Genomic DNA, 21,776 nt, shown 5'->3' with positions numbered 1-21,776 from the left:
GACGGCGCCCACCCCCGAGGTACGGGAGTGGGCGCCGTCGGCTGAGGCCGACAGGTGTCACGAGAACTGGGCGAAGAACCTCCAGATCTCACCCTTGGTCCAGGTCGTGATGCCGCTCTCGGCGTAGGTGCCGTCCACCGGGCCGGGCATGTGGCCGTTGTCGTACGCGGCCCACTGCACCGGGTAACCGGCCCGGCAGCCCGAGTACGTGGTCGTGACGTGCGTGCGGCTGCCGGCCGCCGGCTCGCGCGGGCTCTGTGCTGTGCAGCCGTTGTTCCGGACGAACGTGTCGCGCAACGCCCGGCCACCCGAGATGCCCAGCACGTTGTCCGAGATGCCGTGCAGCCCGAAGTACGCGATCGGCTGCGTACCGCCACTGCAACCGCTGATCTGCCCACCGGAGATGACCGCCACGGCGCGGAAGACGTTGGCCCGCGCACAGGCGACGGCGTAGCTCATGCCGCCACCCCAGCTGAAGCCGAGCGCGAACCGCTGCCTCGGGTTGACACAGAGGCTGCTCTCGATCCGGCTGATCATGTCGTCGACGAAGACGATGTCCTCACCGCCGGAGTTGCCCCAGCCGTTGCCGAATCCCTGGGGCGCGACCAGGATCGCGCTGTTGTTCGACTGCTCCTGCTGCCCGTAGTAGGACCACGCGGTCCCGCTGGTGCCGCCGGAGGAGATCTCCTGCATGGTGCCGCCCCGCCAGTGGAAGGCGAAGATCAGCCGGTAGGGGTTGCTGTTGTTGTAGTTGGCGGGCACCCGCAGGATGAAGGTTCGGCTCTTGCCGTTGCTCTGGATCGTGTGCGTGCCGCTGGCCAGCGCCGGCGCCTTGCCGCACCCGCTGCCACCCGTCGGGGGTGGCGTCGTGGGGTCGGTCCCGCCGTCGACGCGGACGAGTTGCCACTGCTGGTTGGTGCCGCCCCAGTCGGCGTACTGAACGACGTTTCCGCCGTCGGCGGTGGAGGCGCCCTGCACCTCGACGGCCTTGTTGCTGTTGCGGTTGATCAGCCGAACGTAGCCACCGTCCGAGTCGGCCAGCCGGAACTGCTGGTTCGTCCCGTTGAGGTCGGACCACTGCACGATCGCCCCGCCGTCGGCGGTGGAGAAGCCGCTGACGTCGAGCACCTTGCCCGAGTGCCGAGACTTGACCCGGTAGTAGCCACCCCCGGAGTCGACGAACTGCCACTGCTGGTTGGCGCCGTTGTTACGCGTCCACTGGCTGATCCGGGCGCCGTCGTTGGTGGCCGAGGCGTACAGGTCCAACGCCTTGCCGCTGTTCCGGTTCACCAGGGCGTACCAGGCGTTGGTGTCCACTGTCGCTGCCGCCGCGGGTGCCGCGTTGACCGCGACGAGTGTGCTGGCTGCCATGACCGCGGCCGCCGCCACGGCCAACCCTGACTGCCAGCGACGTCTCTGTCGAGAGGCGGGACGAGCCTCACCGAGGGCTTTCATGGTCCACTCCTTCGATCGGGGTCACCCACGAGCGGAACGCCCGCGCGTGCCCTGGCGTGCGTGCCGGCGTCGTGGTGGTGGCGTCAGCACGTCTGGGGTGTTGGGTGCGGGCATCCGCGGCCGACGGCGTACGTCGATGGCGATGCCACGATCCGGGCTTCGTGGCAGGCCCGCGCCCAAGCCGCGCGGTGCGACGTCGTGGCTCCCGGCGGCCGGGTGGCCCGCGGGGTGAAAATTAGCGGGTAATACGTCATACGTCAAACGATCGGTATCGATCCGCGCGGTCACTGACAGCGGCAACCTGACGGCCACGGCGGCCCGCCCCCGAGAGGGCGGGCCGCCACTCGTCACACCTCGCCTGGGCGGGCGCCGGCCGGATCCCGAACGGCCGGCAGCTCCCGCTTCCCCAGTCGGTGACGGCGGTCGTCAGCCGATCCGGACCAGTTGCCACTGCTGGTTGTTGCCACCCCAGTCGGCGTACTGAACGACGTTCCCACCGTCGGCGGTGGAGGCGCCCTGCACCTCGACGGCCTTGTTGCTGTTGCGGTTGATCAGGCGTACGTAGCCGTCGGCCGAGTTCGCGAGACGGAACTGCTGGTTCGTGCCGTTGAGGTCGGACCACTGCACGATCGCGCCACCGTCGGCGGTGGAGAAGCCGCTGACGTCAAGCACCTTGCTGGAGTTGCGGGACTTGACCCGGTAGTAGCCGCCCCCCGAGTCGACGAACTGCCACTGCTGGTTGACGCCGTTGTTACGCGACCACTGGCTGATCCGCGCCCCGTCGTTGGTGGCCGAGGCGTACACGTCCAGCGCCTTGCCGCTGTTCCGGTTCAGCAACACGTACCAGGCGCTGGTGTCCACCCCGGAGCCCGGCGGGGGCGTGGTGGGCGGCGTCGAGCCGCCGTTGAGGGCGTCCAAGACGGCGGTGTACGCGGCCTTCTTGTTGCCGTTGCAGTCGAACAGCAGGGCGTTGTCGGACCCACGCCACGAGTCGCAGTCCCGCACGCCCCAGGTGGTGATGCCGGTGCAGCGCGAGACGGCCAGGCAGGCGCGGGTGACGGCGCCGTAGATGTTTGCCTGGTTGCCGCCGGTCATCACGTCCAGCTCGGTGATCTGCACATCCACACCGAGATCAGCGAAACGCTGCAGGTTGGCCTGGTAGTCACCGGCCAGCGAGGTGCCCAGGTGCGACTGGAAACCCACGCAGTCGATCGGCACGCCACGGGACCTGAAGTCCCGCACCATGTTGTAGATGCCCGTCGACTTCGCGTTGATCCCGTCGGTGTTGTAGTCGTTGTAACACAACTTCGCGCCCGGATCCGCCGCCCGCGCCGCCCGGAACGCCGCCTCGATCCAGTCGTTGCCCGTGCGCTGAAGGTTCGAGTCCCGACGTCCACCACCGCCGCCATCGGCGAACGCCTCGTTCACCACGTCCCACGAGTGGATCTTGCCCCGGTAGTGCGTCGCGACCTGCGTCACGTGGTTGATCGCCGCGTTCCGCAACGCGGTGCCGGACATGCCCTGCGCCCAACCCGGCTGCTGTGCGTGCCACAGCAGGGTATGACCCCGCACGCTCATCCCGTTGGCCTGCGCATGGCTGACCAGACGATCACCACCGGAGTGGTTGAACTGGCCCTGCGACGGCTCGTTGGATGCCCACTTCATCTCGTTCTCGGCCACGACACTGTTGAACTCACGGTTCAGGATCGTCGTGTAAGCGCCGGTGGAAAGCTTGCCGGTCGCGACGGCCGCACCGAAGTAGCGGCCCTTCTCGGCGGCGGCCGCCTTCAGGGTCGTGCCGGCGCCGGATGCGGGAGTCAGCGCCACCGTCATACCGGTGGTGAGGGCGACGGCGATGGTCGCCGCCGCCAGCATCGTTCTCATGGGTTTCATGGCGTTCCTTTTCAGTGGTTGCATCGGTGGTGGTGATGTGCCACTTCACTCGGGGCGACTGATCGGGACGGTCATCCTGGCCGCCCGGCATCAGCACGCACAGTCCGAGAGGGCTGTCACCGGCAACTGCCGGGTCCCGAGTGACGTCCGCATGCCCTTGCGGACGTTGTGATCGGAGGTACGACCCGTGCGGCTCGCCCGGTGAGCCACGGGAACGATCGTCCTCTATATCGAGAGTGAGCGATAACATGCCGTTCGTCAAGACGTAACGGGCCGTTCACGCCGATCTCCCGGAACGCCACGTTTCGGCCGGGTACCAAACGCCCAGGGCAACCACGCTCAGCCGCCCCGCGATCAGCGGACGAGTCGTACCACCGCGCCGCTCGGGGCACGCCGGACGGCAACCCTGTTATCGCTCACAGTCGCCGGCCGCGACTCGTCGCGGTTCACGAGCACCCGGTAGCCGAGCTACTCGGAGACGGCCTGCGCCGGGTCGGCGTCGGCGCGTATTCCGGCGACCAGGTCGGCGGTGGTGTGCGCCTGGATGCCGGGCTGCGTGGCGTCGGCGAACCGCTCGACGACCGCCCGGACGTGTCGCTCGGCGGGTGCGGCGAGGCCGTCGTAGACGGCCTCGAACAGTTCCCGCGCCGGACGTCGGAGCCAGTCCCGTGGAAGGAGCTCCAGGGGTAACTGCGGATCGAGGACGGGGAAACGCCGGAAGGTGTCCATGACCTCGGTACGGGCCCGCACCGCGGCGGCGCCGTCGACCTGCCCGGACACCACCCCGGGCAACAGGGGCGTCCAACGCCGGAGGAACGTGTCGTAGCTCCGGCTGATCGCCTCGATGTCCCAGGCCTCGATCGGCGCACGGTGAGTGGTCGAGGCGAGCGCGGTCTGCCGCCCACGAAACACCGTCACGGCACCGAGGGTGAGCCGGTCGAGTTCAGCCCGAGCCGCGGGAGTCAGCTCCTGCGGCGAGATCCACAGACCGTCGTACAGCGGCGCGTAACCGAGCCACCGCAGTTGCGCTCGCAGGGCCCGACGCTGCGTACTGCGATCCTGCGGCAGCGAGAAGGCGACGATCGTCCAGCACCCGTCCCAGCGCGCCGTGGAGGTGGTGGAGGAGAGGATCCAGTGCCCTCCGGCGGAGAGGTTGGCGGCGGCGGCGCGGCTGAGCCGGTAGGAGCTTCGCCGCCCCAGTCGACTGCCCTCCAACACGCCGCGGCGGGCCAACCGGCTGATCGCGGTACGCGCTCCGGCCGTCGTCACGCCGGTCTCCCCGAGCAACGCGACGATGGCGGCGGACGGGAGGGCGACCCGGGTCCGCAGCGTGTAGTCCGCCAACAGGGTCACCGCGACGCCCTGGGGTGAGTTGCCGACCTGCCTGCGGGGCAGCCGGAGCGGGTGGTCTCCATCGTCCGGATAGATCTCGTCGATGTCGAAGAGGCTTGCCACAGGCGCTCCGTGCTCCTCGGGGACGGTATGACGACTGTAGACGGACCTCCACGACCCGTCACAAATAGAGATTCCTCGATTGACACTTGTTGGACCGAGGGGAACACTAATTGCCACGCGACGCCATCCGAAGCCGGGCTGGGCGAGCCACAGGTAGCGGGCAGCGTGCGACCACCGCGGGAGTCGGGCAGACCCGCGACCGGATCGCACGGCCAATCCAGCCTGCACAGGCAATCGAAGGAGTCGTCAGTTGAGAATCAGAAGGAAACTGCTAATCGCCCTGGCCGCGTCACTGGTGGCGGCCGGCATGGTGGTCCCCACGGTCGGGCCCGCGTACGCGGCGTCACTGACCGAGGTGACCAGCTTCGGTGACAACCCGGGCCGAATGCGCATGCACGTCTACGTGCCGGACAACCGTCCGGCCCGGCCGGCGGTCGTGGTGGCCATGCACGGCTGCGGCGGATCCGGCCCGGGCTTCTACTCCGGGAGCGAGTTCGCCAGCCAGGCCGACCGGTACGGATACATCGTGATCTACCCGTCCGCGACCCAGCAGGCCGGCTTCGGCAACTGCTTCGACACCTGGTCGGACGCCGCCAAGCGGCGTGGCGGAGGCAGCGACCCGGTGTCGATCATCTCGATGATCCGGTACGTGCAACAGCAGTACGCTGCCGACCCGGACCGGGTCTACGCCACCGGCAGCTCGTCCGGCGGGATGATGACCAACCACATGCTGGCGCTCTACCCCGACGTGTTCAAGGCCGGCGCCGCGTTCATGGGCGTGCCGTTCAACTGCTTCGCCAACGCGGCGGACTACCCGCCCGGGAGCAGCCAGTGCACCGGCGGGAACATGAACCGGACCCCGCAGCAGTGGGGCGACGCGGTCCGCCAGGCGTACCCCGGCTACTCCGGGCCGCGCCCGCGGGTACAGCTGTGGCACGGCACCAACGACACGCTCGTGCCGTACTCGCTGTTGCAGGAGGCGATCGAGCAGTGGACCAACGTGTTCGGGCTGAGCCAGACACCCACCTCCACCGACACGCCCCAGGCCAACTGGAACCGGCGCCGGTACGCCGACAGCGGCGGCACCGTCCAGGTCGAGGCGTACAGCATCCAGGGGGCCGGGCACAGCCTGCCCTCCGGCGGCATGGCCGCGTCCGCCATCGCGTTCTTCGGACTGACCAACCCCACGACGCCGCCGCCGACCACCCCGCCGCCGACCACGCCACCCCCGACCACCCCGCCCCCCACGACGCCGCCGCCGACCACCCCGCCGCCGACTTCCGGCGCCTGTCGGGTGACCGTCGACGTCAACGCCTGGAACACCGGGCTGACCGAGAACATCACCGTCACGAACACCGGCACCAGCGCCGTCAACGGCTGGTCCGTGGTCTTCACCCTGCCGGGTGGGCAGACCATCACCTCGGGCTGGAACGCCACCTACTCGCCCAGCTCGGGCCAGGTGACGGCCCGCAACGTCGCCTACAACGGCGGCATCCCCGCCAACGGCTCGGTGAGCTTCGGCTTCCAGGCCACCCACACCGGTAACAACGCCCGACCGTCCTCGTTCACCCTCAACGGCGCGTCCTGCACTGTCGCCTGAGACGGTATCGACGTCCACCCGCGCGTGCGCCGGTCACCACCTGGTGGTGACCGGCGCACGACTCGTTCGGGCGTCGCCAGGATCAGCGGTATCCGGCGGTCACCACGCTGGCCTGCACGGCGTTCTCGGTCGCGTCGGACGGATAGCCGGAGACCATGGCCCCCTCGTAGAAGGTGCCGGCGCTCAGGTTCGCGCCGCCGTCGGGCTTGCAGCAGTCACCGCCACTGCCCAGGATGATCGCGCCCTGCTTCTTCATCGGGCTGTATCCCGGCGGGAGCGAGCCGTCGTACAGCGTGTAGAGGCTGCCGGCCTGCGCGTCACTGCCCTTGATGGCGAACCGGGTCGTGCCGTTGTTCTTGAGCGTCGCGGTGACGAACTTGCTGGTGAACGCCCGTTGGTTCGGGTTCCAGGAGCTGCTGCCGCCTGGGAAGAGACCCCACTCGAGGTCGGCCTGCACCCAGGGGCCGCTGCCGGAGCAGCCGCCGAACCAGCACTGCTTACTGAAGTTGATGGCGTCCATCGCCCCGGCGGCGTCGGCCTTCCTGGTCGTCTCGCTGTTGCCGTAGTCGAAGCAGCAACCACTGTTGACGTGCGTCCCGCTGGTCACCATGTACATGCCCTCGGGTGCCGCGCCGGTCGGCACGCCGGTGAGGTGCCCGTCGCGCCAGTAGCTGTTGCCGGGGTTGATGTAGAGCGAGTACGCCTTCGCGCCGCCCACGGTCAGCGACTCCGAGGTCGCGATCGCCGGCCTGCTCTGCGGGGAGCCCGGAACGACGCTCGACCCCTGGTACCAGAGGTCGTTGCCGCGCCCGGACTGGTCGAAGACGACAGTGATCACGCAGGTCGTGCCGGAGCAGAACGAGTCCTGCGTCGCCGCGTTGGCGGTGCCACCGGTCCCCGTGAGCCCGATGTTGCGGGTCGTGTTGTCCGACGAGCGTCGGACCTGGTAGAGGTTGCCGGCGTACGCCTCGTAGAGCGCCCGCGTGGTGCTGTGCGCCGCGATGCACGGGGTGCCGCCGGAGGCGTAGATGTCACAGGGCCGCGCGCCGGTCGGCGGGTTGGTCGGCGGCGGGGTGGTGGTCGGCGAGGCCCACTGCTGGTTGGCGCCGCCGTTGCAGGCCCAGAGGATGACCTTGGTGCCGTTGGCGGTGGCGGCGCCGTTGGCGTCGAGGCAGAGCCCGGACTGCACGCCGGTGATGGTGCCGTTGCTGTTGACGTTCCACTGCTGGTTGTTCTGGCCGTTGCAGTCCCAGATGATCACCTGGGTGCCGTTGGCGGTGCCGCGGCCGGAGGCGTCCAGGCACTTGTTGCCGTACACCTGGAGTTGCTTGGTCGACGTCCACGTCCAGGTCTGGCCGGCACTGCCGTTGCAGTCCCAGAGTTGCGTCTGGGTGCCGTTGGTGGTGCTGGAGTTGGGCACTTCGAGGCAGCGGCCGGACGGCGTACCGACGATCGGGGTGCTCTGCCCCGGCGCGATGGCGGCCGCCATCGGGGCGGCGGCTGCCTCGGCGATCGGCGACGGTGCGCCGGGGGCGGCGCCGATGCCGACGAGCACGCCGACCAGCGCGGCCGCCAGGGCGGTCAGACGTCGGGCGCGACGACGTCTCGGGACGAGATCACGGGCTGTTCCTGGCCCGAGGGGGGACGGGGTTCGCACGAGGTGGCTCCTCGGAGTCGTGGAAGCGCGGTGGGGGTGTCGACGCGCCACGGGGGCGGTGGCGGTGGCGAATCGATTCGGAGCGAATCGTATGACCTTTAATTAATTCATGTCAATGAATGCGGTGGCGAGGTGGTGCGCTGGCCGCTGGGCGGACGGCCAGCGCACCACCTCCCCCGGGACGCCTACCGACCCAGGAGCCGCCACGTCTGGTTCAACGGGCTGCCCTGGTTGGCCGCCCTGCAGGTCCACTGGTGGACAAGCGCGCCGGCCGCCGTGGAGACCGCGTTGACATCGACACACTTGCCGCTGTGCCGGGCGACGAGTTGGTAGTCGTGCGAGTCGTTGCCCGAGTAGGTCACCTTGCGCAGCGTGAACTGCTGGTTGAGGCTGTTCAGGCAGGTCCACTGGTGCACTGCCGCGCCGTCGGCGGTGGACACGCCGCTGACGTCGAGGCACTTGCCGCTCTGCTGGTTGACCACGGTGTAGGTGTTGGCCACACCGGCGACCGGGCGGAAGTTCCAGAGCTGCTGGTCACCGCCGTCGCAGTAGTTCTGCTGTTGGACGTTGCCGTCGGCGGTGCTCAGGCCGGCGTTGTTCAGGCACTGCTGCGAGTGTTGGGCCACCGCCACCGATTGGAAGCCACCGTCGGAGGGGGGCAGCAGCGTGACGGTGTAGGTGTCGGTCTGGTTGGTGTACGGCACTGTCACTGTGACGTTGTTGTTGGACACCCCGACCACGCTGTTCGAGACCGTGACCGGCCCCGCCACGGCGCCGCCACCGTTGTGCGGGATGCGTTGGGTGAGCACCCGGACCTGGCTGTTCTGCACGATGCCGCTGGTGGTGTCCAGGCGTTGCAGGTTGACGGTCAGGTTCCCGGTGGTACGGCCACCGCCGATGAGCACCTTCGCCACCCCGGCCGTCTTCGTGGCGTACGCGTCGTACGACTGACTGGGGGTCACCGCGACGTTCTCCCCGACCTGGGAGGCGTAGTAGCGGTAGTTCCACCACTCCCCCTTGGGCTGGTGCTGGCCGGCCGAGTTACGGATCAGCAGGTTGCCGAGGTCGTTGTGCAGGCTGCCGCCGCTGGCCCAGTTGGCCCGCAGACCGTCCGCCCGCGCCCGCTCCAGACGTGCGATGTACCAGGCGCCGTCGGCCGGGTTCTGCTCGTCGGGCGCGCCGTACTCGTTGATCTGGTACGGACGCGGGTGGGCGATGCCGCGCGGGTCGAGGGTGGCGTTGGCGGCGGCGACGTTCGCGACCGGGTCACCGGGCAGCGAGTGCCAGCTGATGATGTCGGGCACCGTGTTCGTCGAGCGGACGAAGTCCAGGTACTGGTTCCAGAAGGCGTGGTTGGTCGACGGTACGCAGGCACAGCTCGGCCCGACGATGAGCTGGCTGGGGAACTCCGCCCGGATGCGCTGGTAGGTCCGACGCCACAGTTCGAGGTACTGGGAGATCGGCCGGTTCCAGAAGATGGTGATGTTGGGCTCGTTCCAGATGTCCCACTGCACCGACAGCCCGGACGCCCGGACGTCGTTGATCAGGCGGGTCAGGAAGTTGTCGTAGTCGGTCCAGTTTCCGTTGTCACCAGGGAAGCGGGAGATTCCGGCGCCGTCGGCACCCCAGAGGTCGTGCGGCAGGATGATGAACTTCCCGCCGAGGGCTGTGGTCCGACGTGCCTGGGCGAGTGTGGAGTTCCAGCGCCGGTCGTAGGTTCCGCCGACCCAGCCACTCCCCGGCAGCTGCGCGCCGCCGGCGCGCATGTACTGGAACTTGACGTCCCGGTAGAAGTGGTCGGCGGGCCCGCTGGCGTTCTCGGTCATGCCGTAGATCCAGCCGGAGGCGCGGTAGGTCGGCGCGCCGTTGGTGGTGGCGAAGTTGACGCTGATCGACTCGTCGGCGGCCTGGGCGGGGGACGAGGCGACGGTGACGGCGGCAGCGGCGGCGAGCAGGCCGACGACGAGTCGGGCCACGAACACACGGGCTCGTCCTGACCTGCTGCGGGACGGGGTTTTCACGGGCGGCTCCTTGGTGGGGCGCGGGGGACGCTCTCCGGAGGGCAGCGCTTGCGAATCGATTCGCACGGATCGTAGGACCGGAGACTGAACCGTGTCAATGAAGTGACGGTGCGGTAACGCCCATGTTGCCCAGCGATCCCCCCAGCACGGTCAACTGACTCTTGACCCCTGGGCATGGCCAGACCTATCTTCGGGCGAACCGATTCGTCGAATCGATTCGCCGCATGGTTGGACTGGTCCAACCCGCGACGATCACCCCACACACCCCACCTGACGATCGATTTGAAGTGAGGCAACACATGACCGGACTCAGTCGTCGGCGGCGCCTGGCCGCCGTCGCCGTGATAGCTCTCGCCGCAGTGACAGGCAGTGCCTGCTCGTCGTCCGCCGACGGCCCCGCCGACGGCGGCGCCTACCTCGTCTGGGACCCGTATCCACAGTTCGCCGACGACTCCGAGTGGGTCGCGCTGCTCAAGAAATGCGGCACCTCCGCGGGTGTCTCGGTCGAGCGAACCGGCTACGACACGACCGACCTGACAAACAAGGCGCTGCTCGCCGCCCAGCAGGGAAACTCACCGGACGTGCTGATCGTGGACAACCCGGTCATCTCGACTCTGGCCGAGGCCGGTGCGCTCACCACCACCGACGACAACAAGCTGGACGTCTCGGCCATGGAGAAGAACCTGCTCGGCGCCGGCCAGAGCGACGGCAAGACCTACGGGGTGCCGATCGGGGCGAACACCCTCGCCCTCTACTACAACAAGGATCTCCTCACCGCCGCCGGCGTCGATCCCGCCGCCGTCAAGGACTGGACGTCACTGACCGCGGCACTGACCAAGGTCAAGGCCAAGGGGAAGAAGGGCATCACCTTCTCCGCGATCGGCACCGAGGAGGGCAGTTTCCAGTTCCTGCCCTGGTTCTGGGGCTCCGGTGCCCAGCTGACCAGCCTCGACTCCCCGCAGGCGGTGTCCGCGCTGACGCTCTGGACCGACTGGCTCAAGCAGGGTCACGCCCCGAACTCCGTCATCAACAACACCCAGACCACGAGTTGGCAGGAGTTCGCCACCGGCAACTACGCGTTCGCCGAGAACGGCACCTGGCAACTGGCCAACGCGGAGAAGCTCGGCTTCTCGTACGGCACGATCGCGATCCCGGCCAGCGCGGGCGGGCCCGCCCCGGCGCCCACCGGTGGTGAGTTCGTCTCCATTCCGGTGCAGAAGAACACCGGCCGGTACGAGACCTCGCAGAAGCTCGTCGCCTGCCTGACCAACGCCGACAACCTCCTCACCACTGACACCACGCTCTCCTACGTCGCACCCGTCGCCGCCGTTCAGGAGCGACAGGCCACCGCGGACCCCAAGCTCAAGGTCTGGGTGGAGGCGGTCCGGGCCGCCAAGGGCCGCACCGGTGACGACCTCGGCACGAAGTACCCGAAGATCTCCGAGGCGCTGTGGACCGCCGTGCAGTCGGCCCTCAGCGGGGGCAAGTCGCCACAGGAGGCGTTGACCGCCGCGCAGACCGCCGCCACGACCAGGTAAGCGAACCGAACCGACACCATGCCCCCCACGACAGAGACCTCCACCGCCGTACGAGACCAGGGTGGGGCGGCGACCGCCGCCCCACCCGGGCCTCCCCCGTCCCGTGCCCGCCGGCCCAGCCGATGGTGGGCGTGGGGCTTCCTGGCACCCGTGACCCTCTACCTGGCGGCCTTCTACGCCTACCCGCTCTACCGCAATGTCGAGTTGAGCCTGCGGGAGTACACAGTCCGCTCGTTCGTGCAGGGCGGTGCCCCCTTCGCTGGCCTCGACAACTACCGGGCCGTGCTGACCGACCCGGCCTTCGGGCCGACGCTGACGCACACAGTGGTCTTCACCGCGGCCTCGCTCGCCTTCCAGTTCACCATCGGCATGGCCCTGGCCCTCTTCTTCTACAAGCACTTCCCGCTGTCGCGCACGTTGCGGGCGCTGATCCTCGTACCGTGGCTGCTGCCGCTGATCGTCTCGGCGTCGACCTGGTCGTGGATGCTCAACAGCGACTCGGGGCTGGTCAACACGGCGCTCGGCGTCGTCGGGATCGGCCCGGTCAACTGGCTCACGTCGCCGGGCTGGTCGCTGACCTCGGTGATCATCGCGAACATCTGGATCGGCATCCCGTTCAACCTGGTGGTGCTCTACAGCGGCCTCCAGGCGATCCCGACGGAGATGTACGAGGCGTCCGCGCTCGACGGGGCGACGGGGTGGCAACGGTTCTGGGGGATCACCTTCCCGTTGCTGCGTCCCGTCTCCCTGATCACCCTGCTGCTGGGGCTGATCTACACGCTGAAGGTCTTCGACATCATCTGGATCATGACGAAGGGCGGTCCGACCGGTTCCTCGGCGACACTCGCCACCTGGTCGTACCGGCTCGGCTTCGGCAACCTGCTGCCCGAGTTCGGCCCCGGCGCGGCCATCGGGAACCTGCTCATCGTGCTGGCCCTGATCGCCGGCCTCCTCTACATCCGGATCGAGCGGAGGCAGCAGCTGCGATGACCACCTCGACGCCTCGGGCCTGGTGGAAGACCGGCGTCGGCCTGGTGCTGACCGGGCTGATGCTCTTCCCCGTCTACTGGATGATCAACGTGTCCTTCACCCGGGACCAGGACATGCGGGCCACTCCCCCGCACCTGTTCCCCACCAACGGCACCCTGGACGGCTACCGGGCGGTGCTCGACCAGCAACTGCCGTACCTCGGCACCAGCTTCCTGGTCGGTCTCGGCACCGTGGCGCTGACAGTGGCGCTGGCCGCCCCCGCCGGCTACGCGTTGGCGAAGCTCCGGCCGCCCGGCGGCCCGGCGCTGAGTTTCGTGCTGCTGATCGCGCAGATGATCCCGGGGATCATCATGGCGATGGGCTTCTACGCCATCTACCTCACCCTCGGCGTCCTCAACACACTGCCCGGCCTGATCCTGGCCGACACCACGCTCGCGGTGCCGTTCGCTGTCCTGATCTTCACGGCCTTCATGTCCGGCATCCCCGACGAACTGCTCCAGGCCGCCGTGGTCGACGGCGCAGGTCGACTGCGGACCTTCTGGTCGGTAGTGCTGCCGGTCAGCCGCAACTCGATCGTCACGGTGTCGCTCTTCGCGTTCCTGTGGTCCTGGTCGGACTTCATCTTCGCGTCGACCCTGGCCGGCGGCGGCGACCACCAGCCGATCACCCTCGGCATCTACCACTACATCGGCAACAACAACCAGCAGTGGAACGCCATCATGGCCACCGCCGTCGTCGCCTCGATCCCCGCCGCCGTCCTACTGATCCTGGCCCAGCGGTACGTCTCGATGGGCGTGACCGCTGGCGCCGTGAAGGACTGACCATCCGCGGCGGTCCAGGACCGACCACCCGCACCACAGAAAGGCACCCGCCACCCATGACCGTCGCCCCGTCCGGTCCGGAGTTCGGAATCCAGGACATCCCGTTCAGCTACCGCGGATCCTGGTTCAACATCTCCCCGGTGGTAGCCGAGAAGACGTACGCCGACGATCTGCACCTGGTCTCCCACCAGACCGGGCTGCACCCCGTCCTGCGGCTCGCCCCCACTGTCGCCGGCACCACTGTCGTCGCCACACCCGCGCTGCTGACCTGGCGCAACGGGGCCGACCGGATCGAGGCCGTCTACGACGGGGCGGACACCCTGCGGATCCGGGGCCACCGGCTCGGCCTGCGGGTGGCCGCCGCCGCGCACACCCTCACCCCGTTCAGCGGGACCTACCTGTACGCCGACCCGGTCGACGGATCACACGTGTTCACCTCGTACGAGACCGGTCGCCGCTACCGGATCACAGTGCTCTCCGGCGCTCTGTCGCGAACCGACGGCGCGCAGGCTCTCGGCACCGCCGACCGGTCCCTCGACCTTTCCGGCGACCAGCCCTGGGAGATCGCGATCGAGGAGTACGCAACGGCACGCCGCCCGTACACCCGATCCGTCAGCTTCGAGCAGTTGTGCCGCGACCGGATCGCGGAGTTCACCGCGTTCGTCGACGCGATCGCGCCCTGGCGCGGTCCGGAGACGCCGGCCGCCGAACTGGCCGCGTACGTCCTGTGGTCGGCAACCGTCGCCCCGGCGGGCTTCGTCACCCGGCCGGCCGTCCTGATGTCCAAGCACTGGATGGACAAGGTGTGGAGCTGGGACCACTGCTTCAACGCGATCGCCCTGGCGGCCGGCGAGCCGGAGCTGGCCTGGCACCAGTTCCAGTTGCCCTTCGACCACCAGGACGAGGCCGGCGCCCTCCCCGACTCGGTCACCCACTCCGAGGTCCTGCACAACTACGTCAAGCCCCCCATCCACGGCTGGGCCCTGCGTCACCTGCGCCGACGCCTTCCCCAGCCACCGGACCGGGCGGCGCTGGCGCAGACGTACGACCGGCTTGCCCGCTGGTCGGAGTTCTGGCTCGACGCGCGGCGCGCCCCCGGCCACGACCTGCCGCACTACCAGCACGGCAACGACAGCGGATGGGACAACGCCACCACCTTCGACGACAACCGGGTCCTCGAGACGGCCGACCTCGCCGCGTTCCTGGTCTCGCAGCTCCGCTGCCTCGCCGACCTCGCGACCGAGCTGGGCGAGCCCGCCGCCCGCTGGTCCGAAGAGGCCGACCGGATCCACGGGGCCATGCTGCGCGACCTGTGGGACGGCGAGCGCTTCTGCGCCCGTGACCCCCGCACCGGGCACTCGCGCAGGAGCCGCAGCCTGCTCGACCTGATGCCCGTCGCGCTCGGGGCCGACCTGCCGGCCCCGGTCGCCGCCGCACTGGCGCGCGGCGTCGAATCCCACCTCACCACGCACGGGCTGGCCACCGAGCCGACGGACTCGGCCCACTACCTCGCCGACGGCTACTGGCGGGGCCCGATCTGGGCGCCCTCCACGGTGCTGGTCGAGGACGGCCTGCGCCGGGCCGGGCAGACCAGGATCGCCGACGACATCAGTCGGCGTTTCCTCGCGCTGTGCGAGAAGTCCGGCTTCGCGGAGAACTTCGACGCCGAGACCGGCACCGGACTCCGGGACCGCGCCTACACCTGGACCGCCAGCAGCTATCTCATCCTCGCCGCCGCTCAGGAGGAACGGCGGGTCCGGGGCGGGTAGCCGGGTCGGATCAGCGGGCCCGGACCGGGCCGGTGCTGGAACGCAACGAGATGGGTGGGCTGTAGAGGCGGTGTCGGGGGACGGCGCCGGGAGCCGCGATGATCTCCAGCAGCAGCGACACCGCCTCGGCGCCCATCTCGACCATCGGCACGTCGGCGGCGGTCAGCGGCGGGCGGAAGTCCTCCGCCCAGTGCTGCGCGGCGACTCCGGTGACGGAGAAGTCGCGTGGCACCGACAGCCCGGCGCCGGTCAACGCGCGCTGCATTCCGGGCAGTGCGGCCTCGTTGATGGTGGCCACCGCCGTGACCTCCGGGTGCGTCGCGAGCAGCTGCTCCATACATGCCTCGCCGGAGGCGGTGTCGTCGCCGCTGCAGACCTCCACGCCGGTCAGCCCCCGCTCCGCCGCCGCCGCACGAAACCCGGTCAGCGCGCGATGACTGGGGCCGTAGCCGGCGGCCACCAGCTCGGCGGACCGGTTCACCAGTGCCACGTGCCGGTGCCCCAGGTCGGCCAGGTGCTGCACGCAACGGGCGATCAGCCCGGCGTAGTCGATGTCGATCCAGCTCATCCCGTGCGGCTCGGCGGTCCGGCCGATCGTGACGAACGGCAACCCGGCCTTGGTCAGGCGGGTCACCCGGTCGTCCGTCAACCGGATCTCCATGAGGACCACGCCGTCCACCCGGCGCCCGGTGACGATCCGCTCGAACGACCGGTCATGGTCGCCACCGGAGGGGGACAGCAGCACGTCGAGGTCATGGCGGGCGGCGGCCTCGACGACGCTGGCGACGAAGCCCAGCTGCATGTCGGTCAAGCGCTGGCTCGCCGGTGGGATGACCAGCCCGAGGGTGCGGGTGCGCCCCTCCTTGAGAGCACGGGCGCTGGCGTTCGGCCGGTAGTCCAACTCGTCGATGACCGACTGGATCCGCTGCCGGGTCGCCTCCGACACGCTGCGTTTTCCGCTGAGCACGTAGGAGACGGTGCTGCGGGACACCCCCGCCCGGCGAGCGATCTCCCCGATGTTCATCAATCGCCCTCGAATCGATTTCTGCCCCGACACGGGGACGCACCTTGCTCCGCTGACCAGCATATCCGTCCCCAGGCTCATCGATCGATGACCAACACGTGCCAACTAGCGCCAATAGATGGACGACCATTAATGTCACAGGTATGACGTGTGACGTCAATTCCTCCGCCACACCCCACCCCAAGACAGCACGGGAAAGGATCCGATGAATGTGAGGAGAAAGCTGGGCCGCCTGATGGCCGCCGCCGGGACCCTGGTGGTCCTCGTCGCCGGCGCCGGCGTCTACGTGGTCTCGGACGCGCCGGGCATCGCCCACGCCGCCGGCACCGGTCCGTGTGACATCTACGCCTCCGGCGGCACGCCGTGCGTGGCCGCGCACAGCACCACCCGCGCGCTGTACGGCGCGTACAACGGCCCGCTCTACCAGGTCCGACGATCGTCGGACAACACCACCCGCGACGTCGGTGTGCTCAGCGAGGGCGGCTACGCCAACGCCGCCACCCAGGACACGTTCTGCGCCAACACCAACTGCGTCATCACGATCATCTACGACCAGTCCGGCCGCAACAACCGCCTCACCCAGGCACCCCCCGGCTACTTCGTCGGCCCCGCTCCCGGCGGATTCGACAACCTCGCCGACGCGAAGGCGGCGCCGGTCACCGTCGGCGGGCAGAAGGCGTACGGCGTCTACATCGCCCCCGGCACCGGCTACCGCAACAACAACACCAACGGCGTCGCGACCGGCGACCAGCCCGAGGGCATCTACGCGGTCGTCGACGGCACGCACTACAACCAGTGGTGCTGCTTCGACTACGGCAACGCGCAGACCAACAACCTCGCCGACGAACGCGCCATCATGGAGACGGTCTACTTCGGCGCCAACAAGCAGTGGGGCTACGGGGCGGGAGCTGGCCCCTGGATCATGGCCGACCTGGAGTGGGGGCTCTTCTCCGGAGTCAACGCGGGCTACAACAACATCGCGTCGATCAACCACCGCTTCGTCACCGCCATGGTCAAGGGCGAGCCGAACCACTGGGCGATCCGGGGCGGCAACGCCCAGTCGGGCAGCCTGACGACCTACTTCGACGGGCCACGCCCCAACGGCTACCACCCGATGAAGAAGGAGGGCGCGATCCTGCTCGGCATCGGCGGCGACAACAGCATCACCGGCCGCGGCACCTTCTTCGAAGGCGTGTTGACGTCGGGCTACCCGACGGCGGCCACCGAGAACGCAGTCCAGGCCAACATCAACGCCGCCGCCTACGCGCCGGCCGGCGGCGGCAACCCGCAACAGAACGTCCAGGTCGTCGGCGCCCAGTCCAACCGCTGCATCGACGTACCCAACGGCAGCACCACAAACGGCACCCAGGTCCAACTCTGGGACTGCGTCGGCAACACCGCACAGCGCTGGACCTACACCGCCGGCAAACAACTCCAGGTGTACGGCAACAAGTGCCTCGACGCCAACGGCCAGGGCACCATCAACGGCACCCAGGCCATCATCTGGGACTGCCACGGCGGCACCAACCAACAGTGGAACCTCAACTCCAACGGCACCATCACCGGCGTCCAGTCCGGGCTCTGCCTCGACGCCAACGGCGCCGCCACCGCCAACGGCACCAAGCTCATCCTCTGGGCCTGCAACGGGGGCACCAACCAGCGGTGGTCCACCCGCAGCTGACCCACCGCCGGATCGGTCGTCGTGCCGCCCCCGCAGCGCCGCCGGGGGCGGCACGACCATGAGTTACCTGGCGGCCTGCACCGTGCGCTCGGCTGGCCCGCCCTGTCGATCTGCCGGCAACGTCGGATATCAGAACCACCGGAATAGGGTGACCTCGTCGCAGATCGGCTTGAGGGCGTCGCGAAGAGTGGCGCGCCGGGGCAGCGCCGGTCAACCAGGCTCGCCGGTCCTGTCAGCCGTCGGCCCGATGGCCTTTACTTGACGGTGGCGGTCATCTGTTCGATTTCCTTGAGCACCAGGGCGGGCTTGTCCTGGGGAACGTCGTGCGAGCTTCCGTCGGCGATGACGAGTGTGCGGTCGGGCCCCGCCTTGGTGAACGCCGCTGCCGCGTCGCGCCAGGCCTGAGCGTCCTGCGGAGATCCATCGAAGGGCGTCTTGTCCGACACGATATAGATGACGGGGACGCCGTCGGGCCAGGAGACCTTGTGGTACGCCTGGTGCGTGGGACCGAAGTTGTCGGCCGTGGCGATGAGCTGGCGGTTCGCCTTCGTCGACGGCGCCTTCTTGAGCTCTTCGATCTGCGGCGCGGTTAGCGCGACGAGGCGTTGGGTCTGGGTGTCGGTGAAGAATTGCGGCACGTTGGCATCGATGAGCACCGCCCCGGAGACAACGCCGGGGTTCGCGAGGACGAAGTAGTGGGCCACCTCTCCTGCCTGCGAGTGGCCCGCGAGGACCACGTTCTGGGTGACGCCGAGTTCACGCAGACCGGCCTGCAGGTCGGAGGCGGCGGCCTTGGGGTCCCATGGGCCCTTCACCTCCTCGCTGGCGCCCAGACCGGCCCGGTCGTAGGTGATGATCTGCGATCCGGTGGCCTGCGACAGCTGCGGCACCAGGGCATCCCAGTACGAGGAGTCCTCGCCACCGCCGGCGTCCAGCACGATGGTGGGAGAACTTCCGGGCGTGACGTGGAAGGCAAGCTGATGCCCGTTGTTGGCGATCATATGCAAGCCCGCTGCGGGGGCCGCACCTGCCGGGCCGGCCGCGCTTGTCGAGGTCGAGGGAACCGCGGCTACCGAACTGGCCGCGGGCGCGGCCTTCGGCGCCGCCGAGTCATCACACCCGGCGACTGCCGCTATCACGGCGACGGGAAGGACGAGGGCCAGGGCAGCCCGATGGAACCGGGAGATCTTCTGCGTGGTCATGGAAATGAGCTTCCACGGTTTCTGGATCTTGCTCGATCCTGCTACCCCCCAGTCGGGTTGGGAGTTACCCCTACCCTCGCCAGGGGCACGGTCACCGGCCCAGCCGCCAGCACCGATGAACGGGGCGGCGATCAGCGCGATCGCCCCGAGCGCCCGCTCCGGTGGCCGCTCGGCGAGCGTGTGGGTGCGGTGCCACGAACGGGCGATCGCCCGCCGCCCGGGCGGGGTAGGTTTCGGGGCTGGGCGAAAAGCGGGGGTCGCATGGTCAAGGGTTGGCACGGCTGGCTCGGCACGTTCAACGGCGTCGTCCTCATCACGGCGATCGTCCTGCCGTTGGCCGCCCTTGCGGTGTGGGCCCTGGCGCGCCGCCGACGTGCCGCCGGCGCCAGGTCGGCGTGGCGGACGTCGCTGGCCGACGTCGGCATCGTCTACGGCACGGTCCCCTGGGTCTGGATGATCATGTTGCCGGGTGAGCAGGCCGGCACCGTCTCCGGCCGGGTGACACTGGTGCCGTTGCGCGACCTGCTCACGATCTTCTCCGACGGGGGTCCGGTGACGGCGACGTTCCAGGTCGTCGGCAACCTGCTGGTCTTCGCGGCCCTCGGGTTCTTCGCCCCGCTGCGGTTCCCGGCGCTGGCATCGGTGCCGCGGATCCTGGCGCTCGCGGCCGGCTGCTCGGTCCTGGTCGAGACCGCCCAGTACGTCCTGCGGCTGGACCGGGTGTCGTCGGTGGACGACGTCCTGCTCAACGCCGCGGGCGCCGGGCTGGCGGCACTGGCGTCCCGTCGCTGGTGGCGCGACACAGCCGACACGTCCACTGATCGTCGACCTCAGCCGGCCGGGGCAGCGGGACGCTGAGCGTCGGAGGGAAGAGCTAGCATCCGCTCGTGATCGAGGAGTTGATCAGGAGAGCGGCGGACGAGGACGACGACGCGATCGAGGAGTTGAGCGAGATCGCCGCTGCCGATCCACAGAGGCTGTCGCCGTACCACGGGGCGCTGCTCGACCTCGACCTTCTGTGGCCGGCGACGTTGTACCGGGCGGCGGGCGCCGAGGTGGTCGGCCGGGTCATCGAACAGGTCGACGACGGGCGGACGCCGGACCGACTCAACCATCTACTCCTCATCCTGGCCCACAGCGCTCACCCACTCGCCGAGGACGCCCTGCGTCGCTGGTCGACGCGCCCACCAGCCGGCGCGGACGACCTGCACGTGGGGGTGCTGGCCTACGCGGCCGAGGGCGGTTGGACGATCGGCCCGGACGGCAACCGACGGGACCTGTGCGCTGACGTCGCGTACCGGTGGGTCATGCGGGACGCGCCCGCACCGGCGGACCGCACCGCCTGCCCCTGGTGCGCGTCCCGGCTCTGGGTCGCCGCCGACCTCGACACCACCGACCCCGCCGTCGGCGCCGCGCTGGCCCACGCCGGCTGGTCCGGCCGCCTGGTCATCGAGACCTGCCACTTCTGCGCCTGCTACACGACCTTGTACAGCCGGGTCACACCGTCCGGTGCCACCACCTGGTGGGCCGACAACACCCGGCCGAGCTACCTGGGCGGCGACGCCGGACCGGAGGACCCGCCGACGCTGCTCCCGGTTGCGGGGCCGGCGCTGGCGAGCCCGTACCAGGCCAGCGCCTGGAACCGGGGCGGCTCCACCCTGGGCGGCCGACCGGACTGGATCCAGGACGCCGAGCACGCCGACTGCCCCGGGTGCGGGGAGCCGATGGACTACCTGGGTCTGATCGGCGGCGCGGACCTGGACGAGGTCGGCGAGGGTGCCTACTACCTGCACCTGCACCAGCCGTGCGGGTTCGCCGCTGTGAACTACCAACAGAGCTGACAGTCGATCAGGTGGGCGACTCTGCCAGCCGCTCCAGCCGGGCCAGACCATCCCAGCCGCGCTCGCGCATCAAATTCAGCAGTCGCTCCACCCGCGGGTCCGCCTCGACGGCCAGCGCGTCCAGCAGGTCGAACGGTAGATCGTCCTTTGCCACCTCGCCGAGGTCGACCTCACCAGAGCGGTACGCCTGCTCGGCGAGGCTGGCCAGGATGTCGGCGGCCTCCACCAGACGCGCGTCGTCGCCGGTGTCGCTTTCGAAGATCTCCGACAGGATCCGATAGAGCCGAACGAGTTGCGGGTCGTCGAGCTGCGCGATCTTGCTGGGCATCCATTCGCGGACGCGATCGGGCCAGCGAGCCGACATCAGGATCCAGCTGTCCCGCTCACCCGCCACCACCCGCTCGGCGACGCCAATGTCCCGGAGCCGGTCGAGGTAGGTGATCACCTCTGGTGGGAGCGCCAGACGATCCCCGGCGGCGAGTTGCGCGATCTGCCTCCGGCTGACCTCCAGTCGTGCGATCTCGTCGCCCAGTTGTCTGTCGATCTCCTCGACCGCGGCCGCGAAGGTCGACGCGTCGGCCTCCAGCATCTGACCGATCTGGGACAGCGGCACGCCGGCGTTGGCGAGAATCCGGATCCTGATGAGGGACACCACCGCCCCCGCGCTGTACCGCCGGTAGTCCGAGGCGTCCCGCTCGGGCTCCGGCAGCAGGCCGATCTGGTGGTAGTGCCGTACCGCCCGCACCGTGACGCCGGCGTACGCCGCGAGTTGACTGATCGTCAGCATGGTCTGATCCTGCCCTCACAGTGCGCGGCCCCGGTCGACAGC

The 21,776-nt window shown here is 69.3% G+C and carries 16 protein-coding genes; 8 read left to right on the top strand and 8 right to left on the bottom strand.

Annotated features, from left to right (window positions below; translation table 11 throughout):
- Nucleotides 1-57 precede the first annotated feature (57 nt).
- The 3 genes from IW249_RS18565 to IW249_RS18555 form a co-directional block, all read right to left on the bottom strand.
- Nucleotides 58-1,455 (bottom strand): RICIN domain-containing protein, encoded by a 1,398-nt coding sequence (locus tag IW249_RS18565; RefSeq protein WP_196921906.1) that lies wholly within the window; start codon nucleotides 1,453-1,455, stop codon nucleotides 58-60.
- A gap of 426 nt (nucleotides 1,456-1,881) precedes the next feature.
- Nucleotides 1,882-3,348 (bottom strand): endo-1,4-beta-xylanase, encoded by a 1,467-nt coding sequence (locus IW249_RS18560; RefSeq protein ID WP_196921905.1) that lies wholly within the window; start codon nucleotides 3,346-3,348, stop codon nucleotides 1,882-1,884.
- Nucleotides 3,349-3,816: 468 nt separating this feature from the next.
- Nucleotides 3,817-4,803 carry a PaaX family transcriptional regulator gene (locus IW249_RS18555; RefSeq protein ID WP_196921904.1) on the bottom strand — a complete coding sequence of 329 codons (987 nt, stop codon included), beginning with the start codon at nucleotides 4,801-4,803 and terminating at the stop codon, nucleotides 3,817-3,819.
- A 250-nt stretch (nucleotides 4,804-5,053) separates the two neighbouring features.
- On the opposite strand from IW249_RS18555, the gene IW249_RS18550 reads away from it, so the two are divergent.
- Nucleotides 5,054-6,403 (top strand): extracellular catalytic domain type 1 short-chain-length polyhydroxyalkanoate depolymerase, encoded by a 1,350-nt coding sequence (locus IW249_RS18550; RefSeq protein WP_196921903.1) that lies wholly within the window; start codon nucleotides 5,054-5,056, stop codon nucleotides 6,401-6,403.
- 82 nt (nucleotides 6,404-6,485) lie between these two features.
- On the opposite strand, the gene IW249_RS18545 is transcribed toward IW249_RS18550, so the two are convergent.
- Together IW249_RS18545 and IW249_RS18540 are read right to left on the bottom strand one after the other, a co-directional pair.
- Complete coding sequence (locus IW249_RS18545; protein ID WP_196921902.1) at nucleotides 6,486-8,060, bottom strand: arabinofuranosidase catalytic domain-containing protein; 1,575 nt, start codon at nucleotides 8,058-8,060, stop codon at nucleotides 6,486-6,488.
- A 185-nt stretch (nucleotides 8,061-8,245) separates the two neighbouring features.
- The gene (locus IW249_RS18540; protein WP_196921901.1) at nucleotides 8,246-10,081 is read right to left on the bottom strand and encodes an RICIN domain-containing protein; all 1,836 of its coding nucleotides are present in this window, start codon (nucleotides 10,079-10,081) and stop codon (nucleotides 8,246-8,248) included.
- 299 nt (nucleotides 10,082-10,380) lie between these two features.
- Between IW249_RS18540 and IW249_RS18535 the strand changes: the two genes are divergently transcribed.
- From IW249_RS18535 to IW249_RS18520, 4 genes are all read left to right on the top strand, one after another.
- Nucleotides 10,381-11,619, top strand: coding sequence for a sugar ABC transporter substrate-binding protein (locus IW249_RS18535; RefSeq protein WP_196921900.1), 1,239 nt, complete (start codon nucleotides 10,381-10,383; stop codon nucleotides 11,617-11,619).
- A gap of 150 nt (nucleotides 11,620-11,769) precedes the next feature.
- Entirely contained in the window at nucleotides 11,770-12,609 is an 840-nt protein-coding gene (locus IW249_RS18530) for a carbohydrate ABC transporter permease (RefSeq protein ID WP_307788629.1), read from the top strand.
- Complete coding sequence (locus IW249_RS18525; RefSeq protein WP_196921898.1) at nucleotides 12,606-13,430, top strand: carbohydrate ABC transporter permease; 825 nt, start codon at nucleotides 12,606-12,608, stop codon at nucleotides 13,428-13,430. The genes IW249_RS18530 and IW249_RS18525 overlap by 4 nt, the downstream gene beginning before the upstream one ends.
- A 56-nt stretch (nucleotides 13,431-13,486) precedes the next feature.
- Entirely contained in the window at nucleotides 13,487-15,199 is a 1,713-nt protein-coding gene (locus tag IW249_RS18520) for an amylo-alpha-1,6-glucosidase (RefSeq protein ID WP_196921897.1), read from the top strand.
- A 10-nt stretch (nucleotides 15,200-15,209) separates the two neighbouring features.
- Here the strand turns inward: IW249_RS18520 and IW249_RS18515 are convergent, their stop codons facing one another.
- Complete coding sequence (locus IW249_RS18515; RefSeq protein ID WP_196921896.1) at nucleotides 15,210-16,223, bottom strand: LacI family DNA-binding transcriptional regulator; 1,014 nt, start codon at nucleotides 16,221-16,223, stop codon at nucleotides 15,210-15,212.
- Between the two features lie 205 nt (nucleotides 16,224-16,428).
- Between IW249_RS18515 and IW249_RS18510 the strand changes: the two genes are divergently transcribed.
- Nucleotides 16,429-17,904, top strand: coding sequence for an arabinofuranosidase catalytic domain-containing protein (locus IW249_RS18510; RefSeq protein ID WP_196921895.1), 1,476 nt, complete (start codon nucleotides 16,429-16,431; stop codon nucleotides 17,902-17,904).
- A 254-nt stretch (nucleotides 17,905-18,158) separates the two neighbouring features.
- On the opposite strand, the gene IW249_RS18505 is transcribed toward IW249_RS18510, so the two are convergent.
- Complete coding sequence (locus IW249_RS18505; RefSeq protein WP_196921894.1) at nucleotides 18,159-19,106, bottom strand: alpha/beta fold hydrolase; 948 nt, start codon at nucleotides 19,104-19,106, stop codon at nucleotides 18,159-18,161.
- Between the two features lie 261 nt (nucleotides 19,107-19,367).
- Between IW249_RS18505 and IW249_RS18500 the strand changes: the two genes are divergently transcribed.
- Together IW249_RS18500 and IW249_RS18495 are read left to right on the top strand one after the other, a co-directional pair.
- Nucleotides 19,368-19,964, top strand: coding sequence for a VanZ family protein (locus tag IW249_RS18500; RefSeq protein ID WP_196921893.1), 597 nt, complete (start codon nucleotides 19,368-19,370; stop codon nucleotides 19,962-19,964).
- A 29-nt stretch (nucleotides 19,965-19,993) separates the two neighbouring features.
- Nucleotides 19,994-20,947, top strand: a complete 954-nt coding sequence (locus IW249_RS18495) for a hypothetical protein (RefSeq protein ID WP_196921892.1) — start codon at nucleotides 19,994-19,996, stop codon at nucleotides 20,945-20,947.
- 7 nt (nucleotides 20,948-20,954) lie between these two features.
- Here the strand turns inward: IW249_RS18495 and IW249_RS18490 are convergent, their stop codons facing one another.
- On the bottom strand, nucleotides 20,955-21,734 hold the full coding sequence (locus tag IW249_RS18490) for a MerR family transcriptional regulator (RefSeq protein WP_196921891.1): 780 nt from the start codon (nucleotides 21,732-21,734) through the stop codon (nucleotides 20,955-20,957).
- Nucleotides 21,735-21,776 lie beyond the last annotated feature (42 nt).

It is taken from the genome of Micromonospora vinacea (genome assembly GCF_015751785.1).
Classification (GTDB): domain Bacteria; phylum Actinomycetota; class Actinomycetes; order Mycobacteriales; family Micromonosporaceae; genus Micromonospora; species Micromonospora vinacea.
The sequence above is the reverse complement of the archived record's forward strand: the minus strand, read 5'-3'. Positions and strand labels throughout refer to the sequence as shown.

Bases quoted from the DNA above. Each gene is read 5' to 3' on its own strand.
- IW249_RS18565 (WP_196921906.1), bottom strand. From the start codon at position 1,455: ATGAAAGCCCTCGGTGAGGCTCGTCCCGCCTCTCGACAGAGACGTCGC.
- IW249_RS18560 (WP_196921905.1), bottom strand. From the start codon at position 3,348: ATGAAACCCATGAGAACGATGCTGGCGGCGGCGACCATCGCCGTCGCC.
- IW249_RS18535 (WP_196921900.1), top strand. From the start codon at position 10,381: ATGACCGGACTCAGTCGTCGGCGGCGCCTGGCCGCCGTCGCCGTGATA.
- IW249_RS18525 (WP_196921898.1), top strand. From the start codon at position 12,606: ATGACCACCTCGACGCCTCGGGCCTGGTGGAAGACCGGCGTCGGCCTG.
- IW249_RS18520 (WP_196921897.1), top strand. From the start codon at position 13,487: ATGACCGTCGCCCCGTCCGGTCCGGAGTTCGGAATCCAGGACATCCCG.
- IW249_RS18515 (WP_196921896.1), bottom strand. From the start codon at position 16,223: ATGAACATCGGGGAGATCGCTCGCCGGGCGGGGGTGTCCCGCAGCACC.
- IW249_RS18510 (WP_196921895.1), top strand. From the start codon at position 16,429: ATGAATGTGAGGAGAAAGCTGGGCCGCCTGATGGCCGCCGCCGGGACC.
- IW249_RS18505 (WP_196921894.1), bottom strand. From the start codon at position 19,106: ATGACCACGCAGAAGATCTCCCGGTTCCATCGGGCTGCCCTGGCCCTC.
- IW249_RS18500 (WP_196921893.1), top strand. From the start codon at position 19,368: ATGGTCAAGGGTTGGCACGGCTGGCTCGGCACGTTCAACGGCGTCGTC.
- IW249_RS18490 (WP_196921891.1), bottom strand. From the start codon at position 21,734: ATGCTGACGATCAGTCAACTCGCGGCGTACGCCGGCGTCACGGTGCGG.